This is a genomic window from Dialister pneumosintes (assembly GCF_001717505.1).
Classification (GTDB): Bacteria; Bacillota; Negativicutes; order Veillonellales; family Dialisteraceae; genus Allisonella; species Allisonella pneumosinta.
In genome coordinates, this window is record NZ_CP017037.1 from 825060 (window position 1) to 849897 (window position 24838).

The following is a 24838-nucleotide window of genomic DNA, read 5'->3' on the forward strand; positions in this document are numbered from 1 at the left end:
CCTCCTTCAAATAAATAGAATAGTTTCCTATTCGTATTATTTGCATAATCTATTTTGTTCTAATTTAAAATTTCATGCTATAAAAAGAAATACATACTCATTGATTATACCATAATCAACAATAAATCTGTATTTCTTTTAAATCCTATTCCGTTTTTTATTCTATTTATATACCCATATTCATTAAAGCAGAAACACCTATAATCGTACCTATTCCCATAATACTGATACTGATAAAAGCCGCTACTGCTATAGGAGTAAGCAAAACCAGAGCCGATTTCCCCCAAGTGAACCCATAATTCTCACTAACAGCAATTATGTTAAGAATAAAGTGCCATACGATAGCAACACAACTAATGATACCGGCTATCACATCTAAACTGAAAGAATCCGCAAGGGCCGAAAACACGAGGATAGACAAAGGACAAACGGTTGCCATAAAACCTGAAGTGATTCCTTTAGCACTACCACGTCCACCTAACCAGCCGGCAACATAATGAATACTTGCACTATGCAGCAAAAGTAAAGTCATCTCTATAAAAAGACAAAGCAAAAAACTCAAAACTACACCGGGACCTTCCACTAAGGATGATAAAGACATAATAAGAATCGTAAAAAGGTATATCAATCCTGCAACAATCCACTGTTCACCTCTTGTGATAGCACGCAATGCAACACGGGGGTGCACCATAAGGCTGTACACTAAATCCAGAAAATAATTCATAGTACCTCCTTATTTAACAACCGGCTGCTGATCCAATGAAGTAATAGATTTCATTTCAGTCGCCATGTTCTTTCCAATAATTTTTGCAAAGCTTTCCGCATTTGCTGAAAGTAAATTTCGTAAATACAGTTTTTCCTCGTAAGAATGTGTAGGAACATCTTCATTCATACCTACCAATCCACCTGCATAACCAAGTGCATCGTAATAATTTCCCATAGCATCTACCAAGCCTAAAGCTTGTGCTTGCCGGCCAGTAATAACTCGTCCATCTGCTATAGCTTTCACTTTATTAATGTCCATATGGCGACCTTCAGCAACAGTGGTTACAAATTGACCGTAAATATCATCTACCATCCCCTGTATCATCGTGCGTTCTTCAGGCGTCATAGGGCGAAACATGGACAACATATCTTTATAAAGTCCACTCTTTATTTTTTCTTCTTTCACACCTAATTTTTCTGCCAATCCTTCTACATTTGTATAATCAATATATACACCGATACTGCCTGTTAAAGTAGCCGGATTAGCAAAGATGTAATCGCCTTTACTTGCAATCCAATATCCGGCAGAAGCACAAGCATCTCCCATAGACACTACAATTGGTTTTCCCGAGTTCTTAATTTTATCCAATTCTTCAGAAATTTCTTGTGTAGCCCCTGTAGACCCACCCGGGCTATTAATTCGCAATAAAATCGCTTTTGCATTGACATCTTTTCTTGCAGACTCAAGTTCTGACATGACCTGCTCACTAGAAGTTCCATTAGAAGAGAATACATTTCCTGTCGGCGGTCCTCCATAAATCTCTCCATCAATACGTATAACTGCTACATAACCATTCCTTACTTTGGGTAGTGACTTACCACTTCCCATAGCTTCCGTACCAACTATTACTGCTACTATTAATAAAATAATTGCTGCTGCAACTACCCATTTTCTTTTCGAGTGAATCACAATTCCCTCCTATATCATAGATAACTATACAGATTATACATTTATTATATCATTATGTTTCTACACCTGAATTAACTAAAAAAGGTTGCAAGAACTAAAACTCTTACAACCATTGGTGACCGGTATGGGATTCGAACCCATGCTCTCTGCGCTGAGAACGCAGCGTCTTAACCGCTTGACTAACCGGCCATGATGAGCTTATTATACTCTCCCATTTTTTAAATAACAAGTAATATCCAACTCTTTATTATAAAAATATATAGTAACACTCACATAACAATGAATATAAAAATCAATAATTCGCTTATAAAAACATTATATGTTACAGTATATATTATTTAATAATTGGTTTTTATTAGATTTATTAGAGGAAAACTTATGAAAAAAGAAAAAATATTATACATTCTTATTATAATCTGTATAATGACAATTACTATTTTAACCGGTATAACTTTTATACAGAGCAAAAAAATCCAAATGATTGAAACTCAATTAACTTCAATGTCTACTACACCAAATGAAAACTCTACCAAAGATGTGTCCAAAAAAATAAATGAGCTTGAAAGTAAACTAACCTCTTTAAATGAGAGAGTAAATAAAGTTGAAAATAATGTTTCCACATCCGCTGATGAATTATCCGGTCTAAAAACAGATATAAATAATGTAAAAGCGAATTTTAATTCTTTAATTACCGATTTATCCCAGCTTCTTTCAGAAAATGAATAGTATCCCTGAAATAAAAATCACTCTTTATTGAGTGCTTTTTATTTCTTCATTTTTATTATAGATTGTTACTTTCCTGTATTTTTCTTATACAGAATATGCAGTCCTTTTAAAGTTAATAAAGGATCTAACACATCAATAGTTATAGATTCTTCTGCAATAAGTTTTGCCATACCACCTGTTGCAATTACTTTAATATTTTCATATCCCATTTCTTCTTTCATTCGATTGACAATACCATCAATCTGACCTACTGCTCCATAATAAATGCCTGATTGCATAGCAGCTACCGTTGTTTTACAAATTAGTGAAGAAGTTTTAACCATTTCTATACGAGGTAATTTAGATGCGCGTTGAAATAATGCCTCCATAGATATTCCAATTCCCGGTGCAACAGCCCCTCCAAGATACCTTTTTTTATCATCAATAGCACAAAAAGTGGTGGCTGTTCCTAAATCAATAATAATAATCGGTCCACCATAAATGGTCGCTCCTGCAACTGCATTTACAATACGATCTGCCCCAAGTTCTTTCGGATTATCATATAACACATTGAGTCCGGTCTTAATTCCGGGACCAACCATCAAGGGTTCTACTTTAAAGTATCTTCTACATAGTGTTTCTAAAATAGGATTAATAGGCGGTACAACAGTAGAAATAATAATAGCATCTACATCCTCAAAACTAAATCCATCCAATTGAAACATCATTCCTAAGGAAGCAGCATATTCATCTGCAGTTTTAAGTGCATTAGTAGCGGCTCTCCAATGATAAATCAGTTTATCTTTATCATAAAAACCTAATACAATATTCGTATTTCCTACATCAAATACCAGAAGCATTCTCTTCTCCTAACTGTTGTTCTTACATTTTTAGCTTTTTATCTTTTATTGCTTGACCGGACGAATAGACACATCTCCGGCAATAACACGTTCTATCTTTGTACCGGTATCTACCAATAAGCAACCATTGTTATCAAGATCTACGGCTTTTCCTATAAATGTTTTATCTTCAGAAATAACTTGTACTTCATTCCCAATAGTACAAGAAAGAGTCTTCCAATCTTCCAATATTTTATCAAAACCTTCTGTTTCCGCTACCATGTACAATTTTTCCAATTCAGCTAATACAGCAGCTAATAGCTGTTTTCTCGATACAGCTATTCCTTCCGCCAAAAATGAAGTCGTTTTATCTCTAAAATCTTCAGGAAACTCAATACGTTCTATACCGGTATTAATCCCAATACCCATAACAATGTAGTCAATTCTTTCCATAGAAGCCGACAATTCCGTTAAAATTCCAACGAGTTTACGTCCATCAACCAATATATCATTAGGCCATTTAATCGCTGCTTGTGGGAGTCCCACACTACGAAGAGCTCTACAAACTGCAACAGCAGCAAGTAGAGTTGACTTAGATGCTTCTAGAGGAAAAAATGTCGGTCTTAATATTAAAGAGAACCAAATTCCTTTAGCGAAAGGAGAATAAAAAGAACGGGAAAAACGTCCACGCCCCATTTTTTGTTCTTCCGCAACAATAATGGTTCCTTCTTCCGCACCATTTCTTGCATATTCTTTCGCGATCTCATTGGTAGAATTTGTCGTTTCTAAATATACTACATTTTGCCCCAATGAATGAGTACGAAGAACACTTGCTATTTCAAGCGGCGTTAATAAATCAGGTGCATAAATAAGACGATATCCTTTACGTGTACTGGATTCAAAAATATACCCACGCTCTTTTAATATTTTGATATGTTTCCAAACAGCGGTACGAGACACATGCAAATCATCTGAAATTTGCTCTCCGGAAATAAATTGCCCATTAGCCTTTCGAAAATAATCTAATATGGTATTTCTCATGTGCATCCCTCCCAATTAATTTTTCTTTATTATAGTAATAAGGTTTACAATCAGTCAATATCTAAGTATTTTCTATGTTTAAAATAAACTTTATACATAATAAAAAGCATTCTGTATCGAATGCTTTTATTATGGTGTTTCCTATTAATTTATAAAATGTAGTTGGATATATCCATATTTTCAGTAATACGCCCTAATTTTTTTCTTACATAAGCTTCATCAATAACTACCGATGAAATAGGTAACTCAGGTACATCATAAGATAGTTGTTCAAGAACACGTTCCAATATAGTATATAATCTTCGTGCACCAATATCTTCCGTTTCACTATTTACTTCATTTGCAATTTCAGCAATAGCAACTAATGCATCTTCAGAAAAAGTTACTTGTACACCATCCGCTTCCAATAAAGCCGTATATTGCCGAATTAATGCTTGCCTCGGTTCCGTAAGGATTTTTCTTAAATCATCTACTGATAAACTATGTAATTCCACTCGAATGGGAAAACGACCTTGCAATTCAGGAATTAAATTACTTGGCTTAGAAACATGAAAAGCCCCTGCTGCAATAAATAAAATATGGTCGGTCTTGATAGATCCATACTTTGTTTTTACAGTTGCGCCTTCAACGATCGGAAGAATATCTCTCTGCACACCTTCTCGTGATACTTCTCCTCGACCACCGCTCCCCTCTTTACTTGCAATCTTATCAATTTCATCAATAAATATAATACCGTTTTCTTCAGCAATATGAATAGCCTTATCTGCAATGGTATCCATATCTAAAAGTTCATCAGTTACTTCTTCTCTAAGCAGTTCTCGTGCCATACGAACTGTAACTGTCTTCTTTTTTGTTTTCTTCGGCATCATGGACGCAAATACTTGTCGAATTTGTATAATATTTTCATTATCTCCATTTTCGCCCATATTATTTTTTACTGCCACATCAATTTCTATAATACGGTCATCCATTTCTCCTGCACGAATCTTTTCAATAAAAGCTGCTCTTTGTGTTTCTTCTTCCGGACTTTTAGGTTTTTCTTCTTTCTTCTCTCCGAAAATAATGTCCATAGGGCTTCTTGTTTCTTCTTTTTTTGTCGGCCATAAAATATCTGCTATCTTTAATACCGCCTGTTCATCCGCTTTTTCACCATGTGCCAATGACTCTTGTTTCTTTATCATGCGTACCGATTCTTCTACCAGATCTCGAACCATGGACTCCACATCTCTACCTACATAACCTATTTCCGTATACTTAGTAGCTTCTACTTTTACAAAAGGAGCATCTGTTAATGCGGCTATACGTCTGGCAATTTCTGTTTTCCCTACTCCGGTCGGTCCAATAAGCAATATATTTTTAGGGCTGATTTCTTTCGCAATATCAAGAGCCAATTGTCTACTTCTCCACCGATTACGAAGTGCTACTGCTACCGATTTTTTAGCATCTTGCTGCCCAATGACATATTGATTTAAATAGTCAACAATTTTATGAGGTGTAAGATCTGCTCTCATAATTCCTCCACAATGACATTATGATTAGTAAAAACACATATATCTGCTGCAATATGCAATGAATTCTCTGCAATTTCCCGTGCAGATAAATCTGTATTCGCAATTAGTGCTCGTGCTGCCGCCAATGCATAATTGCCTCCACTACCAATAGCTAAAATACCGTCATCCGGCTCTATAACTTCTCCATTCCCTGATACTAAATATAAATGCTCTCCATCCGTAACAATGAGCAATGCTTCCAATTTTTGGAGAATTTTATCACTTCTCCATTCCTTTGCAAATTCTACTACTGCACGAACTAAATTGCCTTTATAGTCTGCTAACTTTAACTCAATCTTATCAAAGAGTGCAAAGGCATCTGCCACAGAACCCGCAAATCCAACCAGAATTTTTCCTTGATACAAACGACGTACTTTTTTTGCTGTATTTTTCATAACGACACTATTTCCCATAGTAACTTGCCCATCTCCGGCTATAGCGACATGTCCATTTTTTTGTACAGCCAATATAGTAGTTGCTTTAAACATAGTTCCTCCTACTCTCTTATATATTTTTGATTATATTTTATCATGTATTCTACACTATTATTTATACTAAAAATATGTAAATAAGGTTCTGTTGAAACATGCTCCAACAGAACCTTATAACTAAAATAGAGTGGTGGGGCTATCCGGATTCGAACCAGAGACCTTTACGATGTCAACGTAACGCTCTAACCAACTGAGCTATAGCCCCATAAATCAGGTTTGATTATAACATAATTTAACATGATTTAGAAGCAATGGCTTCCGTGAACTCTCCTTTAGCTGTTTGTTTTATATCTCCACTTTTAATCCACTTCAAAATATCGTTGATAGAAATGTCCGAGATGCTTAAGTAACATCTGAAAGATAAGTGTATTGATAACTTACTCTGCTTAATAATATACTTTTTTCAAGGTAAGTCCTTCGGGTGGTGCAGTAAATCCGGCATAAAAACGTTCCTTAGACTTTAGTACTTGCATAATAGAATCAGTCTGTTTCTTTCCCTCTCCAACTTCAACTAGTGTTCCTACTATGATTCTCACCATATTTGTTAAAAATCCATCACCGGTAACTGAAAAAGTAAGGATATCTTTAGCTTTTTCAATTTGGATTGCAGAAATAGTACGTACAGTACTCATTTTGCTTTTTTTATTGGAAGTAAATCCTTTGAAGTCGTGAGTACCTATCAATAAAGTAGCAGCCTCTTTCATCTTTTCTATATCTAATACTTGTCCATATTGCCAAATAAAGCGTCTATGAAACACATCTTTTTGACTTCCTATACGCATTCGATATACATAAGTTTTAGCTTTAGCATTAAAACGACTATGAAAATTATTAGAAACTTCTTGACTGGATATAATGACTATATCGGATGGAAGTGCATCATTCACTTGCTTTTCCCAATCGGAAACTATAACATTACTGGTCAATCGAACATTAGCTATTTGCCCCATGGAATGCACCCCTGCATCGGTTCTTCCTGCCCCCAGAACTTGTACGGTTTCGCCAACCACTTTTGTAATCGCTTGCTCTAATTTCCCTTGGATAGTTTCCGTTGTTCGAACTTGTTTTTGCCAACCTTTATATCGAGTTCCATCATACTGAACTATAAAACGAATATTCATAGGATTCCTTTCTTATATTCTACGTTACGAGCACTACATTTCATTACAGTATATCACGTAAATAAAATTTTAATGCAAATAGTAAAAAACTTCTTCTCACAAAGAGAAAGAAGTTTTTATTTTATAATAACCGCTAAATAGAACTCCATAATATTATTTCGATACATTCCGGTAGGCACTATTAGCAATCCTGCTATAATACATATCTATCAAATAAGGCATTCTAAATATGTCTAACAAAAACCAGAGGAAGCATCCACCTATGGTTCCAATATAAAGAACAGTAAGCCAAGGGCGTTTTAAATAGGCATAATGAAAGCCAAAAAGTAATAACACATATGCCATGATAATGTTTTTTTCATTACCGACTGATTTTTGCGCCATATACCGTTCTTCTTCTTTATTCAGGTATTTTACCCAAAGTGGATAAGGTTCTTCATAATCAAATAAATAACTGGCAGATAGCTGATACAACTCACTCATAAGCTCTGCTTTATTATTAATATTATCTAAAGATTGTAATTCCGTTTCCTTACATAAAATAAGATTTCTATCTCCGGTTCCAAAATCACACTCTTTTACTTCTTCTATCAATTCACTTAAATTTAAAACGGTATTTGCTAAAAGACCGATTCCTTGTCTAAAACAAAAATTATTAAGATCTTCTACTTCTTTTTCTCCATCATATACAAGGAGCATATCAACATCTAAAAATTTTCGCAATTTCATTAATTCGTCTTCCACATTTTTAGTAAAAGAAAATGTGGCTTTTTCTACGATTTGTGAACTACGTACTCTAACTACAGATGCACCCGAAGCAATCTTACCGCCGGGAAGGGGCTCGTTCCAAGCAATGGAACAATAATTCCTTACCTTGAATCTTGCCGGTAGCATAGCGCCTCCTTTCTATACGATAAATATTTTTTATATCTTATCATCTATTCTAAATATTGTATATACTTTTTTTATAATTATTTTATTTTTATTATAACATAAGCACCTTCTCTATTAGAGAGAACTTGCCATAAATAATATAAAAAGACATAGCAATACACTATGTCTTTTTATATTATTTACTCTTTTTTGCATTTAAAATATTTTCTGCTGCACCAAGAACAGCCAACCTACCATGTTCAAATGTTAATGCCCCTTGTAGGTACATAGTATAGGGCGGACGCACCGGTCCATCAGCAGATAATTCAATAGTAGATCCCTGTACAAAAGTTCCTGCCGCCATTAATATACGATCTGTATATCCGGGCATATCTCCGGGAACCGGTTGTACATAAGAATCTACAGGAGACCAACTTTGAATAGCTTCTCCAAAAAGTCTCATATTTTCTTCTGATCCTAATTCAATAGCTGTAATTAAGTCTGTGCGAAGATTTCCTGCTTCGGGCGAAACATGAAATCCTAATGATTGAAATACGGCGCCTGCATATTCAGCAGCCATAACAGCTTGACAAGTAATGTGAGGAGCCATAAACAGACCTTCAAAGAAAAATCTATACCCGGCTGCATAGGATCCCATTTCCGCCCCTAAGCCCGGTGCAGTAAGTTCTTGTCCGCAAAGTTCCACTAAGTCAGCTCGTCCAACAATATACCCACCGGTAGGGGCTAACCCGCCACCTGCATTTTTAATTAATGAACCGGCAGTAATATCGGCCCCTAATTCAATGGGCTCTTCTTTTGAGGTAAATTCACCATAACAATTATCTACAAAACAAATAATGTTCGAGTTAATTTCTTTTACAGCTCTTATAATAGCTGCTATATCTTCAGGAAAAAGAGATTCTCTATCCATATACCCACGAGAACGTTGTATAAGCACTACTTTTGTATCTGCAGTCACAGTATTCTTTATAGCATTTAAATCATAATGCCCATCCGTTAAAGGTACTTCTTTATAATGAATACCTCTTTGTTTTAAATTATGAGGAGCATTCCCGGATATACCAATAACGCTCTGCATCGTATCATAAGGAGTTCCAACAGCAGATACTAAAGTATCCCCGGCAGAAAGTAATGCTAATAATACGGTTGCTAATGCATGTGTTCCGGATACAAATTGCGGTCTTACTAAAGCAGCTTCTGCTTGAAATACATCTGCCCAAATAGTTTCCAGTTTTTCTCTACCGGCATCATCATATCCATATCCATTACTTGCTGCAAAATGAAAAAAAGAAAGTTGATTTCTTCTAAATGACTCCAATATTTTTTTCGTATTATATAAAGAAATTTCTTTCATTTTTTCAAATATAGGTTCGCAAATTTCCAATGCTCTTTTATCAATATTCAAAATGTCTGGATTCATTATATTCTCATCCTTTAATAAAACAATAGATAAATTACAATACCTATATAATAGACTTCTCATTAATTATTTGCAAAAAGGATTTCTATAAATATTATAGAAATCCTTTTTATAATCTTTATCTATCTCACATTGAATAATAAGTGTAAATAAGTTGTTCTGCTTGCTCATACCAAGAGTTGTCTTCCGTATCAGAACGTTCTATCCACTGAATATACGGCATATGTCGAAACCAAGTTAACTGTCTTTTAGCAAAATGACGCGTATTTTTCTTGATAAGCTCCTTAGCACCATGCAACGATAACTCACCTCGAATGTAAGCAAGCATCTCTTTATACCCAATCCCTTTAAAGGCTTGTGCATCTGCAGGAATACCACTTGCTAATAACGCTCTAACTTCTTGTTCCAATCCTTGCTCAAACATATGCTCTACACGAAGATTAATGCGCTCATATAATTTTTCCCTATCCATGGATATTCCTATAACCGGCCCCTTATATACTAAATCAGCAGCACGTCCCGCTTGCTGTGATTTGTTATCAGTTGCCAGTTCCAAGCTACGAATAAGTCGTTGTTTGTCTTGTGGAATTTCTTTAATAGTAGGAATATTCTTAGCAGCAGCAATAAGTCCTGCTATCCCTTCTTTTTCATACAAGTCCATCCAATGTTGTCGTGTACTTCCTTTATCTCTAAATTCAAACCCGGCAAGTAATCCTTCAATATATAATCCGGTTCCCCCTACAATAAAAGGAATTCTTCCACTATTATTTTCGATTTCTATATAATGAGAAGCTTTTTCTGCAAATATAGCTGCAGAGTATGATTCTGTAGGATGAAAACAATCTACAAGATAATGAGGAACGCCTTCCATTTCAGACCGACTCACTTTTGCAGTGCCTATATCCATACCTTGATACACCTGAAAAGCATCCCCTGAAATAATAGAACTACCCATTTTTTTTGCTAAATAAACTCCAAGAGCCGACTTTCCGGAAGCGGTAGGACCAAGAATAGTAATTACTTTCTGTTTTTGCATGTAATAACTCCATATGCCGTTGATTGCCCACGTTTGGAATCTATTTTTGTAAACAGTTCATTTTTAAATAGGGGCGAAAACGACCGCTCTTTGACAATAATACATTCTCTTGCTACACGACAAGCTTCTAATAATATAGATTCTTGTAGCGTATCATAACAAGCCGATTTTCTGAAAGCTTCTATATGATTAGCATTACGTTTCACAGGATGTTTAAACATTGTATCAAAATATATCACATCTACACTCTTACTCTGTGCTTTCAATAGCCATGATATAAAATCATAATGATATAGCTCAATTCTACGTAATGCTTCTATGACATCCTTGTCAGAATCAGAAAACTGAGCAAGACCTTCCTTCCCTATTGCCCAAAGTGCAGCACTTTTTTCCAGAGATATAACCTTTCCTGCATTTCCTACGTACCAAGAAAATACGGTAGCATCTCTTCCGGCACCAAAAGTAGCATCTACAATAACTATATCTTTTCGAGGTGGTAAAAGCGCAAGTAATCGATCTTGCACACCACGTTTCATCTGCTTAATACGTAATTCCGCCGTTCCTAAATGAAATCGATAGATGCTATCTTTTGTCCAAATTTCAGGAAGTTGTTTTGTATAAATTAACAAACAGTCACAATCGGACGCGCAAGTCTCTCCTAATGTGGCTTTTCGTTCTTTCCATGGCAAATGAAGTATGTTTGCTGCCATCATTGCTTTCTGACGGACTTCCTCAGATGCATCGAGCGATATGGTTACTCCGATATGATGATTCATGGTCTATGAAATAATCGACCTAATTCATCCGGTGTAAATCTCACAATAGTAGGTCTACCATGCGGACAAACAAAAGGTCTTGACGTTTCAAATAATTCTGCTATTAATTCTTTCATTTGCCGAATATTTAGCACATCACCACATTTAATTGCACCTCGGCAAGCAGCAAATGCCATTACACGATGACGGAGAGTTTCTGCAGAAGGCTTACTTTTATCATGATAAGCAATCAGTATATCTTTAATAACTTGTTCCACGTCTTCCCCCGGCAAATCACTGGGAGCGCTCGTAACACGAATAACATCCGGACCTGCTTGTTCAAAACAAATCCCTAATACGGTCATATCTTCTTTATGTTCTTCTAATACAGCCATGTCATGTTCATCTACATGCATTAATACAGGAACTAATAATTCTTGCATAGGAATGCCTTCTGCCCGTTCTGCCAACATATCATAACGAATACGTTCATGTGCTGCATGTTGATCAATAATATATAAATCTTGCCCTCTGCAACAAACAATAAAACATTTGGCTACTTGCCCTAAAGGAATGACTAAATCATCTTTTGGAGATATTTGCGATACATCAAAAAGTGTTGTATCTTTTACTTCCTCATTATCTACAATAAAATGAGTATTCATAATTTCTTTCGGATTAGTAAATACAGGCTTATTATTGCTAGGTACATACGATTTTTTTGTATTATTTTCATAAGAAGTTAACGGAATACTACTGCTTTGTTTTTCCGAATACATCCCCTCATTAAAATTCCGGCTATCCGTTCTCCATGAATATGTAGTCGGTATTTCTTTGATTACAGAATCCGCCTTAATTCGTTCTACAGTTCCATCGACCATGATATCTCGTCCCGGATTTTTTATCATTTCAGTAGAAATATCTTCCGCTTCCGTAACGGAAGTAAGTGCATTTAATACTGCATGATAAGTTAAGCGGAATATATCCTGCTCTTGAGAAAACTTAATTTCTCGTTTCTGTGGATGAACATTCACATCAATACTTTCAGAAGGAACTGTCAATGACAAAGTAATAATAGGATGTCCGTTTTTAGGTAAAAGGGAATGGTACGCATTATCTACCGCCTTAGTAATAGCAGCATTATCCACAATACGACCATTAACAATAATAGTCTGATATTGACGGTTACTCTTTAGTAATGAAGGTTTAGAAATCATCCCCTCCAAAATAATATGTTCACTTTCTCCGGATACAGGAAGCATTTCTCCTGCAGTTTGTAAACCATAAAGAGAAGAGATTACATCCAATAAACGACCATTTCCGGTTGTTTCCAATACAGTTCTTCCATTATTTATTAAACGAAAAGCAATTCCCGGATTAGCAAGTGCCATTTTTCCAACCATTGCATTAATACGGCTACTTTCCGTTCTTTCCGACTTCATAAACTTTTTACGTGCAGGCACATTAAAAAATAAATCTCTTACTTCTGCCGTAGTTCCTATAGGAGCACCGCAAGCCTCCTCTAAAGTAATTTTTCCGGCTTCCAATTCTAATGTAATTCCAATTTCATCCTCTTTACGTCGAGTAGTAATACGTCCTTTGGATACGGACATAATACTTGGCAAAGCTTCTCCCCTAAACCCCAAAGAGGCTATATGATAAATATTTTCTAATGTTCGGATTTTACTGGTAGCATGACGAATAATAGATAATTTAGCATCTTCATCGGTCATACCGCAGCCATTATCAGTTACTCGAATATATGAAATTCCGCCCTCTGCAATTTCTACTTCAATTTCGGAAGCGGACGCATCAATAGCATTTTCTATCAATTCTTTTACCGCATTTACAGGCCGCTCTACTACTTCTCCTGCTGCAATTTGGTTGGATGTCAATTCATCTAATATATGAATTAAAGCCATTATCGTCCCTCCTTTGCTTCTTTGCTCAATCTGAATAACATATCCATAGCTTCTATAGGTGTCATGCTCATGACATCAACATTCGCTAATTCTGTAATGATAGAAGAGTTGAACAAATTCATAGGCGTATCCTCTTGTATCGGTATAGCTCCGTCTTTAGCATTTTTCCCGTCATTTGCTTCAAGGCCTTCTAATATTTGCTCTGCTCGCACAAGCAAATCGGCAGGTAATCCGGCTAATCGGGCTACATGTATACCATAACTCCTGTCTGCACTTCCCGGTACAATTCTTCTCAAGAAAATGATATCTTTTCCTTTTTCCTTAACGCTCACCGTATAGTTTTTAATAGATTCACTATGTAAAGCCATTGTAGATAACTCATGGTAATGAGTTGCAAATAAAGTATATGCATGAATGTGTTTATCAATATATTCAACAACAGCTCTTGCAATGCTCATACCGTCATAAGTGCTGGTACCTCTTCCAATTTCATCCAAAAGAATAAGACTGTTTTTTGTGGCTCCACGAAGAATTCTGGATACTTCATTCATTTCTACCATAAAAGTGCTTTGACCGGTCGCAATATCATCTGTGGCTCCCACACGAGTAAAAATTTTGTCTACGGGAGAAAATACGGCTTCTCCAGCAGGAATAAATGAACCGATTTGTGCCATAATCACCAACACGGCAACTTGTCTCATATAAGTCGATTTCCCTGCCATATTAGGACCTGTAATAATTAACAATTCCTGTGATATATGATTAAGTTCTGTATCATTCGGTACAAATATTCTGCTTTTATTTGCCTTTTCCACCATGGGATGTCTTCCATCCTTAATAGAAATTGTTCCATATTGCCCTCCTATAATCGAAGGACGAACATATCTATCTGTAGCAGCTGCACGAGCAAGACTTACTAAACAGTCTAAGGAAGCTAATGCTCTGGCCGTTCTTTGCATAGCCGGAATATCCGGTCGGATTTGTGCTTTAATTTCTTGATAAATTTTTAGTTCTAATGCCTCTGTTTTTTCTTTGGCACTTAATGCTTTTATTTCGAATTCCTTAAGTTCCGGTGTTACATAACGTTCTGCATTAACTAAAGTTTGTCTTCTAATATAGTAGTCTGGAATCGGAATTTTATTGGAATGCGGAATTTCAAAGTAATAACCAAACACATTATTGAAACCAATCTTAAGTTTTGTAATTCCTGTTTTTTCTTTCTCGGAAAGCTCCATATTGGCAATCCATTGTTGACTATTTTTCTTTACAGAACGTAATTCATCAAGTTCTGCATTATAGCCTTCTTTAATATATCTTCCATCTTTAATATTCCCTGTACCATTTTCGTTCATTGAACGATCTAATAACTCATAAATAGTTCCATGTACATGAATATTTTTATTTACATTTTTTAAAATAATAGAACTTGCTCCTTGTAATCGTTCTTTTATAGTCGGTAAAATTTTTAAAGAAGCTTTTAATGCCAGTAAATCTTTAGGTGAGGTCGTATTCGTTTCAATACGCGTCAAAATACGTTCAAAATCAAAAATTTGAGAAAGTAATTCTTCTAATACTGTCATTTCTGTAGTATGAGAAACCAGTTCTTGTATACCGTCCTGACGAAGTATAATTTGATTAACATCCGTTAAAGGACGTTCCAACCAACGTTTTAATAAGCGTGCACCCATGGCCGTATGTGTATAATCCAACACATCCAGTAAAGTTCCTTTTCTTCCTCCATCACGCATATTTCTCGTAATTTCTAAATTACGAAGGCACTCTTCACTTAAAGTGAGTGTGCAATCTTGTCGTAAGGGCATAATTGTATAAAAAGAGCTAACCGCCGTTTTCATAACCTCTTTTAAGTATCCGGATAAACCTTGATAAGCATGTACAACTTCTACACAGTCTAACTCCATAATTTCATTCGGAATTGAAATCGTATTATCAATATCTGCATAACGAGATAATAAACATCCACCTAAGGAAGTTCCGGTAAAGTTTTCCAATACATTATAAAAGTCATCAGATACTTCTAAAATGGCTTCCGAAGGAGAGTATACGGATATCATGTCAAAGAAATCACTTCTTTCCTTTTTCTTATCCCAAAGCCCCCACCAACATTCTCCTGTTGACACATCTGCCATAGTAACTGCTAAATTTCTGGAAGATTCATATACATAAATTAAGTAATTATTGGACTTATCTGCAATAGAATTTTCATAAAGTATAGTTCCCGGTGTAATGATACGAACTACACCACGCTTAACTAAACCTTTTGATACTTTCGGATCTTCAAGTTGTTCACAAATAGCAACTTTATATCCTTTTTGAATTAAACGATATACATAGATTTCTGCAGCATGAAAAGGAACTCCACACATAGGAGCTTTTTCTCCATCACCTGCATTCTTACCGGTTAAGGTTAATTCCAATTCCCGAGATGTGGTAATAGCATCTTCATAAAACATTTCATAAAAATCACCAAGTCGGAAAAACAGAATTGCATCTTGATATTGTGCTTTTATAACTTTATACTGTTCCATCAAAGGTGTTTTCTTTGCCATATATTAATCCTTTACTATGCCCTTTAAAATCCAAGTTTGCGCTATATTGACATGTGCCAATACAATATCTCCAATTTTAATTCCCTCTACTTTAGGAAAGACAATCATCTTATTTGTAGAGGTACGACCAAACCAATGATTTTCATCTTGTTTAGTAGGTCCTTCTACTAAAATTTCTATATCTTGTCCTTCTAACTCTTTATTAATTTCTAAACTGATTTGGTTCTGTACTTCCATAATTTCATTTAATCGTCTATGTTTAATCTCATCAGAAATCTGATTTGTCATACTGGCAGCCGGTGTTCCTCTACGAGGAGAATAAATAAATGTATAAGCAGAATCAAAGCGTACTTTTTTAAGTAACGCTATAGTTGCCTGATGCATTTCTTCTGTTTCTCCGGGAAATCCTGTAATTAAATCCGTGGTAAAACCTACGTCAGGCATTCTTTCTCGAATATAATCCACCATTTCATAGAAATGTTCTACCGTATACCCACGATTCATACGTTTAAGCATTTCATTGGATCCATGTTGCACAGGTAAATGCATATGACGTACCACTTTTGAAGAAGCTGCCATCACATCCACCATTTCTTTAGTCATATCTCTTGGATGTGAAGTCATATAACGAATACGCTTAATCCCCTCTACGGTATCCAATGCCCGAATTAAATCAGAAAAATCGGTGTTATTTTTAAAATCCAACCCATAGGAGTTTACATTTTGCCCTAATAAGGTAATTTCTTTATAACCGTCTTGCGCAAGTGATATAACTTCAGCTTTAATATCTTCTATTGTTCTACTGGTTTCTCTACCACGTACATAAGGTACAATGCAATAAGTGCAAAATTTATTGCAACCTTGCATAATGGGTACCCAAGCAAAAATTTTACTTTTGCGAGAGGCTTTTAATAAGGAATAATCTCTTACTCGTTGCGGTTTCATTTGCGTTAAAACCACATGAGAACCCACAGCCTCTTTATCTGTTACAATTTCATGTAAATTATGTATATTATATGGACCAATTACAAAGTCAATAATAGGCATTCTTTGTACTAATTTTCTCCGATTTTCTTGTGCCATGCATCCTGCAATCCCCAAAAGCACATGCGGATTTTTATCTTTTAACTGTTTAACTTCCCCTATTTTCCCATATACTTTTTCTTCTGCATTCTGTCTTATGCTGCATGTATTTAAAATTACAATATCCGCCTCTTCCATCTGTTCTGCAGGAAGATACCCCAATTCCTCTAATTGTCCATTAATTTTTTCAGAATCGGATTCATTCATTTGACATCCATAAGTAATTGTAAAATATTTTTTATTGCCTTGCTGATCCATTTTCTATCCCCATCTATTGTATTTATTTTCTATAAATACTAATTATTCATAAAATTTATTATAAAAATAAAGACTACTTTTATAATAGCATGATAAGAAATCTTCTCAAAGAAATTTCCGTTATTTTTTATAATTTTTATATAAATAAACTTCACCATAAATTTACTCAAAAAACACTATGAACACTACATTCTTTAACGTAACATGGTCTAAAGTTGGAATCCAATTATAAAACAAAATAATATCCCCTCGATGTATCACCTTTTTACAATTCATAACCTAATGTAAGATTTTTTATTTATCCCTGAGTTTTATTTGATAATATTTCTACTCTTGATTATAATACGCCACTTTGATACGCTATTCTTCAGAGAAAACATAAAAAATCAAGAAAAGAGGCAATAAAAAATGACATTGGATATGGGTCTGAATATTGTATGTTGGTTGTTTAGTTTATTTTGGTTATTTCATGAAAAAAGACCATTAACTGGATAATATTTATTGGCTGGTCAATTGTTATGATTTTTATGATTTTAAAATAAAGTATTCCCAAATGTATGCACCTTTAGTTCAAACCAATAAGCGTGTATCAAGTCTAGAATCTATATTAAAAATTTAAAACTAATCTTATAAGAATTGGAAAATTAAAACTCCGGATTTATTAATAAAATCCGGAGTTTTAATTTTCCAATTCTTACTCAGATATACTTGTCACTAAAGATATTCGAATCGTTTCTACAAACATCCCGGTTGTATATTCTACTTCCTTTTGTATAAGTCTCCTCATTTGATTTACAATTTTTTTTATTTCTTCCGGCTTTTTTTCTCCATGAACTTCTAATTCTAAGTTTAAAACCAACCCATTATTTTGTGTGTTGCTTTTATCTCCGGATACAGCGGTAACATGAACTGTATCTTTTAAGTTTCGAAGAGCATATTTTACTAATTCTTCAAACACTTTATCTGCAAAAACAAGTTTTCCATAATAACTAAATACAGGCCGTACCACAGATTTTTCTGCATTAGTTATACGTTTAGATAATTTTCCTTTTTTACGATATCGAAGCAACTTTAAGGAATCTATCAAATACCCCTTAAAATGAGGTTTCAGCTCCATAGTAGGAACCGGAATAACATGTTTTCCTTCTTTAAATCTGGCCTCATTTGCTTTTTTTATTTCATCCGGTCTTGCAATATCTTCAATATGTACATACTTTGTAGGTTCCGGAAGATCTAAAGCTGCAGTAATACGTATAACCATACGATCTGATGTCCCAAGAACTAATATTCTTTCAGGTCGAATTCTCGCTAATGCAGTTTTTACATCTTGTACTTGTTTGGGATCTTGAAAAATAGCACGTCGAACCGCTGCCACTTTGCTTGCTTCCTTTTTAGCAGAAGCCCCTGCTACCAAACGATTACGATAAATGAGAATTCCATCATCAATAATACAGGATGCATGATTTTCATAAGCAACTACAAGTGCTCGATCACTTTTCCCTGTTCCTGGTGGACCAATCAGTGCAACTACTTCCATTTTTTATCCTCCAGCTTTATGGATACTCTATACAAAAATATAATAAATCTTAAATTATTGCTCACCAATAATACGAACTTCTGTTTCAATATCTACATTATATCGTTCTTTCACTCGATACTGAATTTCTTCAATAAGATGCAACATATCCTTGCAAGACGCTTTCCCTTTATTAATTAAAAATCCTGCATGTTTAGTGCTAACAGAAGCATCTCCTACAGAAAATCCTTTTAAACCCAAACTTTCAATCATATGTCCTACATAATGCCCTTCCGGTCTTTTAAATGTTGAACCGGCACTTTTAGCATCTAAAGGTTGCTTATTTCTGCGACGAGTATTAAAATCATCCATTTTCATTTTAATAGAAGTAGTGGTTGCGGGCTGTAAAGAAATCGATACCTCTATAATAATTTCATGATTATCCATGAATGCACTATGCCTATAAGCATAACGTATTTCATCTCCTTCATATCGATGAAATATCCCTTCTCTATCACAAGAAGTTATACCGGTAACGACCTGTGACATTTCGCCTCCATAAGCACCTGCATTCATATAAGCAGCTCCACCAATAGTTCCCGGAATTCCACTTGCAAACTCCAAGCCTGAAAGTCCATATTGCAACGCAATAGCAGCTGTACGAATAGTACTGACACCGGCTTCTACAATAAGAGTATTATCCACCTTATTCACTTGTTGCATTCGTGAAGTAACCAATACAACTCCACGAATACCTTTATCCCTCACCAGTAAATTAGCACCGCCACCAATAACTATAAAAGGAATTTTTTCTTTTGATAATATATGTACAACTTGTGAAAGCTCTTCACGTGTATTTGGTAACACTAAACAATCAGCAGGCCCACCAATCCCCAAAGTAGTGTGTCGACTCATGGGTTCTGATAATTTAATTTGATTTGTATTTAAAATATTCTTAAAAAGATTAAAATTCATATATTTCTCTTTTCATTATATTTGCTTATATTAGTAATTTATATAATTTATATTATATCTACTCATCTAAATAATGTCTATTTTCCTATATTCGTTGCTTTATGATTATAAAAAAGAACCGGTATTACCGGTTCTTTGGGTATTACAATTTATATCAAGTTGTCTGTAGGATTGTATAGATTTTGAATTCTATTTTACTGTTTCTGTACGAGCTTAAGATCGATAGCAATATTCTTTTCAACGCTTTCGCCTTTAGCTAATTTAACAGCAGCATCTACACCCATTTCACCCATCTTATCAGGTTGTTGTGCAATAGTAGCCACTAAATCGCCATCTTCAACAGCCTTCATTCCATCTTCTGTGCCATCAAAACCAACAATCATAATATTCTTGTTAGCACTCTTTGCTGCACTGATTGCTCCTAAAGCCATTTCATCATTGTGAGCAAAAATAGCTTTAATTCCGGCATTAGCTTGAATCATATTTTCAGCTACTGTTAAACCTTTGCTTCTATCAAAATCAGCACTCTGTTTTGCCAATACTTTTAATTTATTGTCAGCAATGTTATGGAAACCTTCTCCACGTTCACGTGTAGCAGAAGCTCCCGGAATACCTTCTAACTCTGCTACTTCAGCACCTTCTCCTAATTTTTGAACCAAGAAGTCTGCAGCCATTTCACCACCCTTGATATTATTGGAGGCAATATGAGTTGCTACGTCACCGGAATCAGAAGAACGATCTACTGTAATTACAGGTATTTTTGCTTCATTAGCAGAAATAACGGAATTACCTACTGCTGCAGAGTCTACAGGATTTACTATAAGAACATCGACATGTTGCTGAATTAAATCAGAAATATCATTAGCCTGTTTTGCGGGATCATTTTGTGCATCAACAATTTTGACTTCCACTCCCTGTTTTGCAGCTTCTGCTTTTACACTATCCGCCATCTTAACAAAGAATGGATTATTTTGTGTAGATACGGAGAAACCAATAATTACTTTTTTATCAGAAGAAGCGGCTTTATCATCAGAAGAGCCACAGCCAGCAACAGAAAGAAGTGCTGCACCAATCATGCAAGACAATACTACTTTTTTTAACACCAAAATGTACCTCCTTACGATTTCTTGCGATCCATAAGTACTGCAAGAAGAATAACAATCCCTTTGACAACTTGTTGATAAAAACTGGAAACATTTAATATATTAAGCCCATTATTAAGTGTTGCTATAATTAATGCACCTATCAATGTACCGGAAACACTCCCTTTACCACCGGACATACTAGTTCCACCTAAAACTACAGCTGCAATAGCATCTAATTCATAACCAACACCTGCTGTCGGCTGTGCAGAATTTAAACGAGAAGTTAAAATAACTCCTGCCAATGCACATAAGCAACCGGATAAAGCATATGCAAAAATTTTTACACGATTTATTTTTATGCCGGAAATAAAAGAAACTTTTTCATTTCCTCCCACAGCATAGGTTTGGCGTCCTAAAGGTGTTTTTCCAAGAACTAAATATAAGATACCGAAAGTAAAGAGCATTATAATTGCCGGTACCGGTATATCTAAAAGATACCCTTGACCAATGGCTTTAAAAACAGCATCTGTAGTTAAACCGCTAATCGGATTCCCATTAGTAAATACAAGAGTAGCACCTCGGTAGACCGTCATAGTCGCTAATGTTGCAATAAAAGGAACTACCTTCCCATATGCAATAATAATACCATTAACCAGCCCTAAACCAACACCAGCAACAACCGATAATAAAACCGCTACTTCCGGATTCATTCCGTTTGTAATGGCACTGGCCATAAATACACTGGATAAAGCCAAAATACTTCCTACGGATAAGTCAATTCCACCGGTAAGAATAACAAAAGTCATCCCAAATGCAATCAAAGCATTAATAGATACTTGCCGAAGTAAATTTTTGATATTTGCCGGATTAATAAAATCATTATTGAGTACTGCCAACACAATAAAAAGAATAACTAAACCTATGAACGGCCCCATTTCTCTGGCTAAATTTTTAAATTTTTCAGAACTCATTTTACATTCCTCCTGTAGCCAGTGTAATAACACGTTCTTGTGTAGCATCCTGACCATCTATAATGCCTGCAACTGAACCTTCATGAATAACCATAATTCTATCACTCATACCTATAATTTCAGGCAATTCAGAAGATACCATAATGATACTCACACCTTGCTCTGTCAGTCGGTTCATTAAATCATAAATATCTTTCTTTGCTCCGACATCAATTCCTCGAGTCGGCTCATCTAAAATGACTAATCTCGGTTTCATTCCAAGCCATTTCGCAATAACCACTTTCTGCTGATTACCGCCGGAAAGTGTTCCGGCAGGAAGACGAATATCTTGTGCTTTTACACCAAGAGCTTTAGAAAGTCTGCTGGAGAATTCGAATTCTTTTTTATCATCAATCCACCCTCTGGATGCCAACCTACTATCACTTGACAATGCAATATTTTTTGCAATAGAAAAATCAAGAATCAACCCTTCTGTTTTTCTGTTTTCTGTTACAAAGCCAAATCCATAAGCAATAGCATCCTTTGGTTTTTTTATTTGAATTTCTTTATCCATCCAGAAAATTTTACCGGATTGATGTTCATCTACACCGAAAATAGAACGCATAATTTCTGTACGTCCGGCACCCATTAATCCTGCCACACCGAGAATTTCACCTTTTCTCAAAGAAAATGATATATCGTTAAATACCCCTTCTCGAGTAAAATTCTCCACTCTAAAAATTTCTTCTCCGGGTACAGCTGTTCTCTTAGGGTAAAATTCAGACATCGTACGCCCCACCATATCCATTACAATTTGTTCCATGGTAGTTTCCTGTGTCGGTCGAGTGCTAATTGTTTGCCCATCACGCATAACGGTTATCATATCACAATTAGCAAATACTTCTTCCATACGATGTGAGATATAAATAATAGAAACACCTTGCTTTTTAAGTTTTCCCATCACCTCAAATAAGCAATCAGTTTCTCTTTCTGTTAAGGCCGCGGTAGGTTCATCCATAATAACCACTTTTGCATCCGATAAGAGAGCACGAATAATCTCCACCATCTGTTGCTGTCCTACCGAACAATTCCCGGCAATTTCATCAAGAGGCAGACTAATCCCCACTTCATTACATTTATTAAGAGCTATCTCTTTCATCTTCTTAAAATCAACAAATCCTAATGCAGTTTTGGGTTGATTCATCATAAAAAGATTCTCTAAAACTGATAAATTTTGCCATATATTGAGTTCTTGATGTATAAAAGCAATACCATGCTTTTCTGCTTCTAAATTATTTTTAAAAACCATCTCTTTCCCGTCTACAAGAATAGAACCTGTATCTGCCTTAAGCAAGCCGGTTAAGATGTTCATCATCGTAGATTTTCCGGCACCGTTCTCACCCATTAAAGCATGAATTTCTCCGGTTCGAAGATGAAAATTTACTCCACATAAAACTTTATTCTGTCCGAAAGACTTGGTTATTTCTTTCAGAATAATATCCATTATCTACTACCTCTTCCTTCTTATTAGAAGATTACTCCGGATTCAAAAATAACATTAGAAAACGGAGTAATTTCTCCAGTACGAATTATAGCTTTTGACTGCTTTGTCATTTTTTTAAATTCTTCATGCTCGGAGAGAACTACCCACTCTACTTCAGTTACCGGAAATACAGAGTGTAATGCTTTCCACTGTGTAGGATTCTGTATTTCCATTTCCTTTGCTACATAAATTCTTTCCACTTGCATATACTTGGCTACTTCTTTAACGACTTCAATAAACTCAGGTTTTCCTAAAGTGAGAGCTAAATCTATTTTCAGCACATTATCAGGTACCGGTAATCCACAATCCCCAATAGTAATTTGATCGGTATGCCCTAAATCAGATAACACTTTAGCTATATGGCTATTTAGAATCCCTATTTTTTGCATAATAACATGTCCTCCAATTCCTCTCGCAAAGGCATACCACCTTGTGCTCCAATTTTTTGAACCGAATAGGCCGCTGCTGCATTGGCAAATGCAATCGCCTCTTTAATAGGTAACCCCTCTGTTATACTAACAGCAAAAGCACCATTAAAAGTATCCCCTGCGCCCGTAGTATCTACTACCGGCACTTTTATTCCTGGAATAATTACTGTATGATTTCCTTGCTGATTATAAGCTACACCTTCTGCCCCTATTGTCATAATCATTTTATCCGGATACATAGCCAAAATTTCATCTCTAGTCTGTCCTTCAAACAAAAGTTTTGCTTCATGCTCATTAGGTGTAATATATGCAACAGACTGCATCCATTCACGAGGAGTTTCTGTAAAAGGAGCCGGATTTAAAAGCACTTTAATCCCTTGTTCTTTACATTTTTTAATAACATATGCAATAGTATCCATCGGTATTTCATATTGAAGTAGTACTATTTCAGCAGTTGAAATTATTGACCATGCTCTATCAATTTCTTCAATGCCTACCAAATCATTAGCACCTTTAAGAACAATAATACTATTATCTCCTTCTGCCAGTGTAATATGTGCAGTTCCTGTAGATACACCTTTCTTGGTAATTACATAGGTAGTGTCAACACGATTTTCATGCAAACTCTCTATCATCATCTGACCATAAGCATCATCACCAACACATCCCACCATATACACTTTAGCGCCTAACCGAGCTGCAGCAACTGCTTGATTAGCACCTTTGCCACCGGGAGATACTAACAGCTTATTTCCAATGATAGTTTCTCCTGCATGAGGTCTACGTGAAGCTTCTACAGTAATATCTACATTACAACTACCAATAACTGCAATATGCATAGTACCCTCCATAAAAATGTACTCTATCCAACTTCTAATGATAAATCATTTTCAGTTAATTTGTCTACATTTATGCATACATATAAAATATAGCTTAACGTATAAAGTATAAAACATAATAAAAATGCCACCTCCATAAGTGACA

Annotated in this window: 22 protein-coding genes and 2 tRNA genes; 1 reads left to right on the forward strand and 23 read right to left on the reverse strand. The window is 35.3% G+C overall.

Features of this window, described 5'->3' with window-relative positions; all coding sequences use genetic code 11:
* Nucleotides 1-166 precede the first annotated feature (166 nt).
* The 3 genes from BCB69_RS04075 to BCB69_RS04085 form a co-directional block, all read right to left on the reverse strand.
* Complete coding sequence (locus BCB69_RS04075; protein WP_022513833.1) at nt 167-724, reverse strand: YIP1 family protein; 558 nt, start codon at nt 722-724, stop codon at nt 167-169.
* Nucleotides 725-733: 9 nt separating this feature from the next.
* Nucleotides 734-1675, reverse strand: a complete 942-nt coding sequence (gene sppA, locus BCB69_RS04080; RefSeq protein WP_236887171.1) for a signal peptide peptidase SppA — start codon at nt 1673-1675, stop codon at nt 734-736.
* 113 nt (nt 1676-1788) lie between these two features.
* Nucleotides 1789-1864 (reverse strand) — tRNA-Glu (locus BCB69_RS04085).
* Nucleotides 1865-2053: 189 nt separating this feature from the next.
* On the opposite strand from BCB69_RS04085, the gene BCB69_RS04090 reads away from it, so the two are divergent.
* Nucleotides 2054-2401 (forward strand): hypothetical protein, encoded by a 348-nt coding sequence (locus BCB69_RS04090; RefSeq protein ID WP_069177091.1) that lies wholly within the window; start codon nt 2054-2056, stop codon nt 2399-2401.
* A 65-nt stretch (nt 2402-2466) separates the two neighbouring features.
* Here the strand turns inward: BCB69_RS04090 and BCB69_RS04095 are convergent, their stop codons facing one another.
* From BCB69_RS04095 to rbsK, 20 genes are all read right to left on the reverse strand, one after another.
* Nucleotides 2467-3240: a type III pantothenate kinase gene (locus BCB69_RS04095; RefSeq protein ID WP_022513836.1), complete on the reverse strand. Its 774-nt coding sequence runs from the start codon at nt 3238-3240 to the stop codon at nt 2467-2469.
* A gap of 45 nt (nt 3241-3285) precedes the next feature.
* Nucleotides 3286-4260 (reverse strand): biotin--[acetyl-CoA-carboxylase] ligase, encoded by a 975-nt coding sequence (locus BCB69_RS04100; protein WP_069177092.1) that lies wholly within the window; start codon nt 4258-4260, stop codon nt 3286-3288.
* Nucleotides 4261-4409: 149 nt separating this feature from the next.
* Entirely contained in the window at nt 4410-5771 is a 1362-nt protein-coding gene (gene hslU, locus BCB69_RS04105) for an ATP-dependent protease ATPase subunit HslU (RefSeq protein ID WP_069177093.1), read from the reverse strand.
* Nucleotides 5768-6298 carry an ATP-dependent protease subunit HslV gene (hslV, locus tag BCB69_RS04110; protein WP_022513839.1) on the reverse strand — a complete coding sequence of 177 codons (531 nt, stop codon included), beginning with the start codon at nt 6296-6298 and terminating at the stop codon, nt 5768-5770. The genes hslU and hslV overlap by 4 nt, the downstream gene beginning before the upstream one ends.
* 131 nt (nt 6299-6429) lie before the next feature.
* Nucleotides 6430-6506 (reverse strand) — tRNA-Val (locus BCB69_RS04115).
* A 181-nt stretch (nt 6507-6687) separates the two neighbouring features.
* Nucleotides 6688-7422, reverse strand: a complete 735-nt coding sequence (gene truA / locus BCB69_RS04120) for a tRNA pseudouridine(38-40) synthase TruA (protein ID WP_069177094.1) — start codon at nt 7420-7422, stop codon at nt 6688-6690.
* A gap of 153 nt (nt 7423-7575) precedes the next feature.
* Nucleotides 7576-8316, reverse strand: coding sequence for a TM2 domain-containing protein (locus BCB69_RS04125; protein ID WP_069177095.1), 741 nt, complete (start codon nt 8314-8316; stop codon nt 7576-7578).
* A gap of 175 nt (nt 8317-8491) precedes the next feature.
* The gene (locus BCB69_RS04130; RefSeq protein WP_069177096.1) at nt 8492-9736 is read right to left on the reverse strand and encodes a methionine gamma-lyase family protein; all 1245 of its coding nucleotides are present in this window, start codon (nt 9734-9736) and stop codon (nt 8492-8494) included.
* 127 nt (nt 9737-9863) lie between these two features.
* The gene (miaA, locus tag BCB69_RS04135; protein ID WP_069177097.1) at nt 9864-10772 is read right to left on the reverse strand and encodes a tRNA (adenosine(37)-N6)-dimethylallyltransferase MiaA; all 909 of its coding nucleotides are present in this window, start codon (nt 10770-10772) and stop codon (nt 9864-9866) included.
* Nucleotides 10754-11548: a class I SAM-dependent methyltransferase gene (locus tag BCB69_RS04140; RefSeq protein ID WP_069177098.1), complete on the reverse strand. Its 795-nt coding sequence runs from the start codon at nt 11546-11548 to the stop codon at nt 10754-10756. The genes miaA and BCB69_RS04140 overlap by 19 nt, the downstream gene beginning before the upstream one ends.
* Complete coding sequence (mutL, locus tag BCB69_RS04145) at nt 11545-13449, reverse strand: DNA mismatch repair endonuclease MutL (protein WP_069177099.1); 1905 nt, start codon at nt 13447-13449, stop codon at nt 11545-11547. Before mutL ends, BCB69_RS04140 begins: the two co-directional genes overlap by 4 nt.
* Nucleotides 13449-16016, reverse strand: coding sequence for a DNA mismatch repair protein MutS (gene mutS, locus BCB69_RS04150; RefSeq protein WP_069177100.1), 2568 nt, complete (start codon nt 16014-16016; stop codon nt 13449-13451). Before mutS ends, mutL begins: the two co-directional genes overlap by 1 nt.
* A gap of 3 nt (nt 16017-16019) precedes the next feature.
* Nucleotides 16020-17357: a tRNA (N6-isopentenyl adenosine(37)-C2)-methylthiotransferase MiaB gene (miaB, locus tag BCB69_RS04155; protein ID WP_022513847.1), complete on the reverse strand. Its 1338-nt coding sequence runs from the start codon at nt 17355-17357 to the stop codon at nt 16020-16022.
* 694 nt (nt 17358-18051) lie between these two features.
* A complete protein-coding gene (locus BCB69_RS04160) occupies nt 18052-18894 on the reverse strand; it encodes a P-loop NTPase family protein (RefSeq protein ID WP_022513849.1) in 843 nt (280 codons plus the stop codon).
* A gap of 54 nt (nt 18895-18948) precedes the next feature.
* Entirely contained in the window at nt 18949-19848 is a 900-nt protein-coding gene (murB, locus tag BCB69_RS04165; RefSeq protein ID WP_069177101.1) for a UDP-N-acetylmuramate dehydrogenase, read from the reverse strand.
* 194 nt (nt 19849-20042) lie between these two features.
* Nucleotides 20043-20924 (reverse strand): ribose ABC transporter substrate-binding protein RbsB, encoded by an 882-nt coding sequence (gene rbsB / locus BCB69_RS04170; protein WP_069177408.1) that lies wholly within the window; start codon nt 20922-20924, stop codon nt 20043-20045.
* Between the two features lie 41 nt (nt 20925-20965).
* Nucleotides 20966-21904, reverse strand: coding sequence for an ABC transporter permease (locus tag BCB69_RS04175; protein WP_069177102.1), 939 nt, complete (start codon nt 21902-21904; stop codon nt 20966-20968).
* Between the two features lies 1 nt (nt 21905).
* Entirely contained in the window at nt 21906-23387 is a 1482-nt protein-coding gene (locus tag BCB69_RS04180; RefSeq protein WP_069177103.1) for a sugar ABC transporter ATP-binding protein, read from the reverse strand.
* 23 nt (nt 23388-23410) lie between these two features.
* Nucleotides 23411-23815 (reverse strand): D-ribose pyranase, encoded by a 405-nt coding sequence (gene rbsD / locus BCB69_RS04185; protein WP_022513854.1) that lies wholly within the window; start codon nt 23813-23815, stop codon nt 23411-23413.
* The gene (gene rbsK, locus BCB69_RS04190) at nt 23803-24693 is read right to left on the reverse strand and encodes a ribokinase (protein WP_022513855.1); all 891 of its coding nucleotides are present in this window, start codon (nt 24691-24693) and stop codon (nt 23803-23805) included. The genes rbsD and rbsK overlap by 13 nt, the downstream gene beginning before the upstream one ends.
* Nucleotides 24694-24838 lie beyond the last annotated feature (145 nt).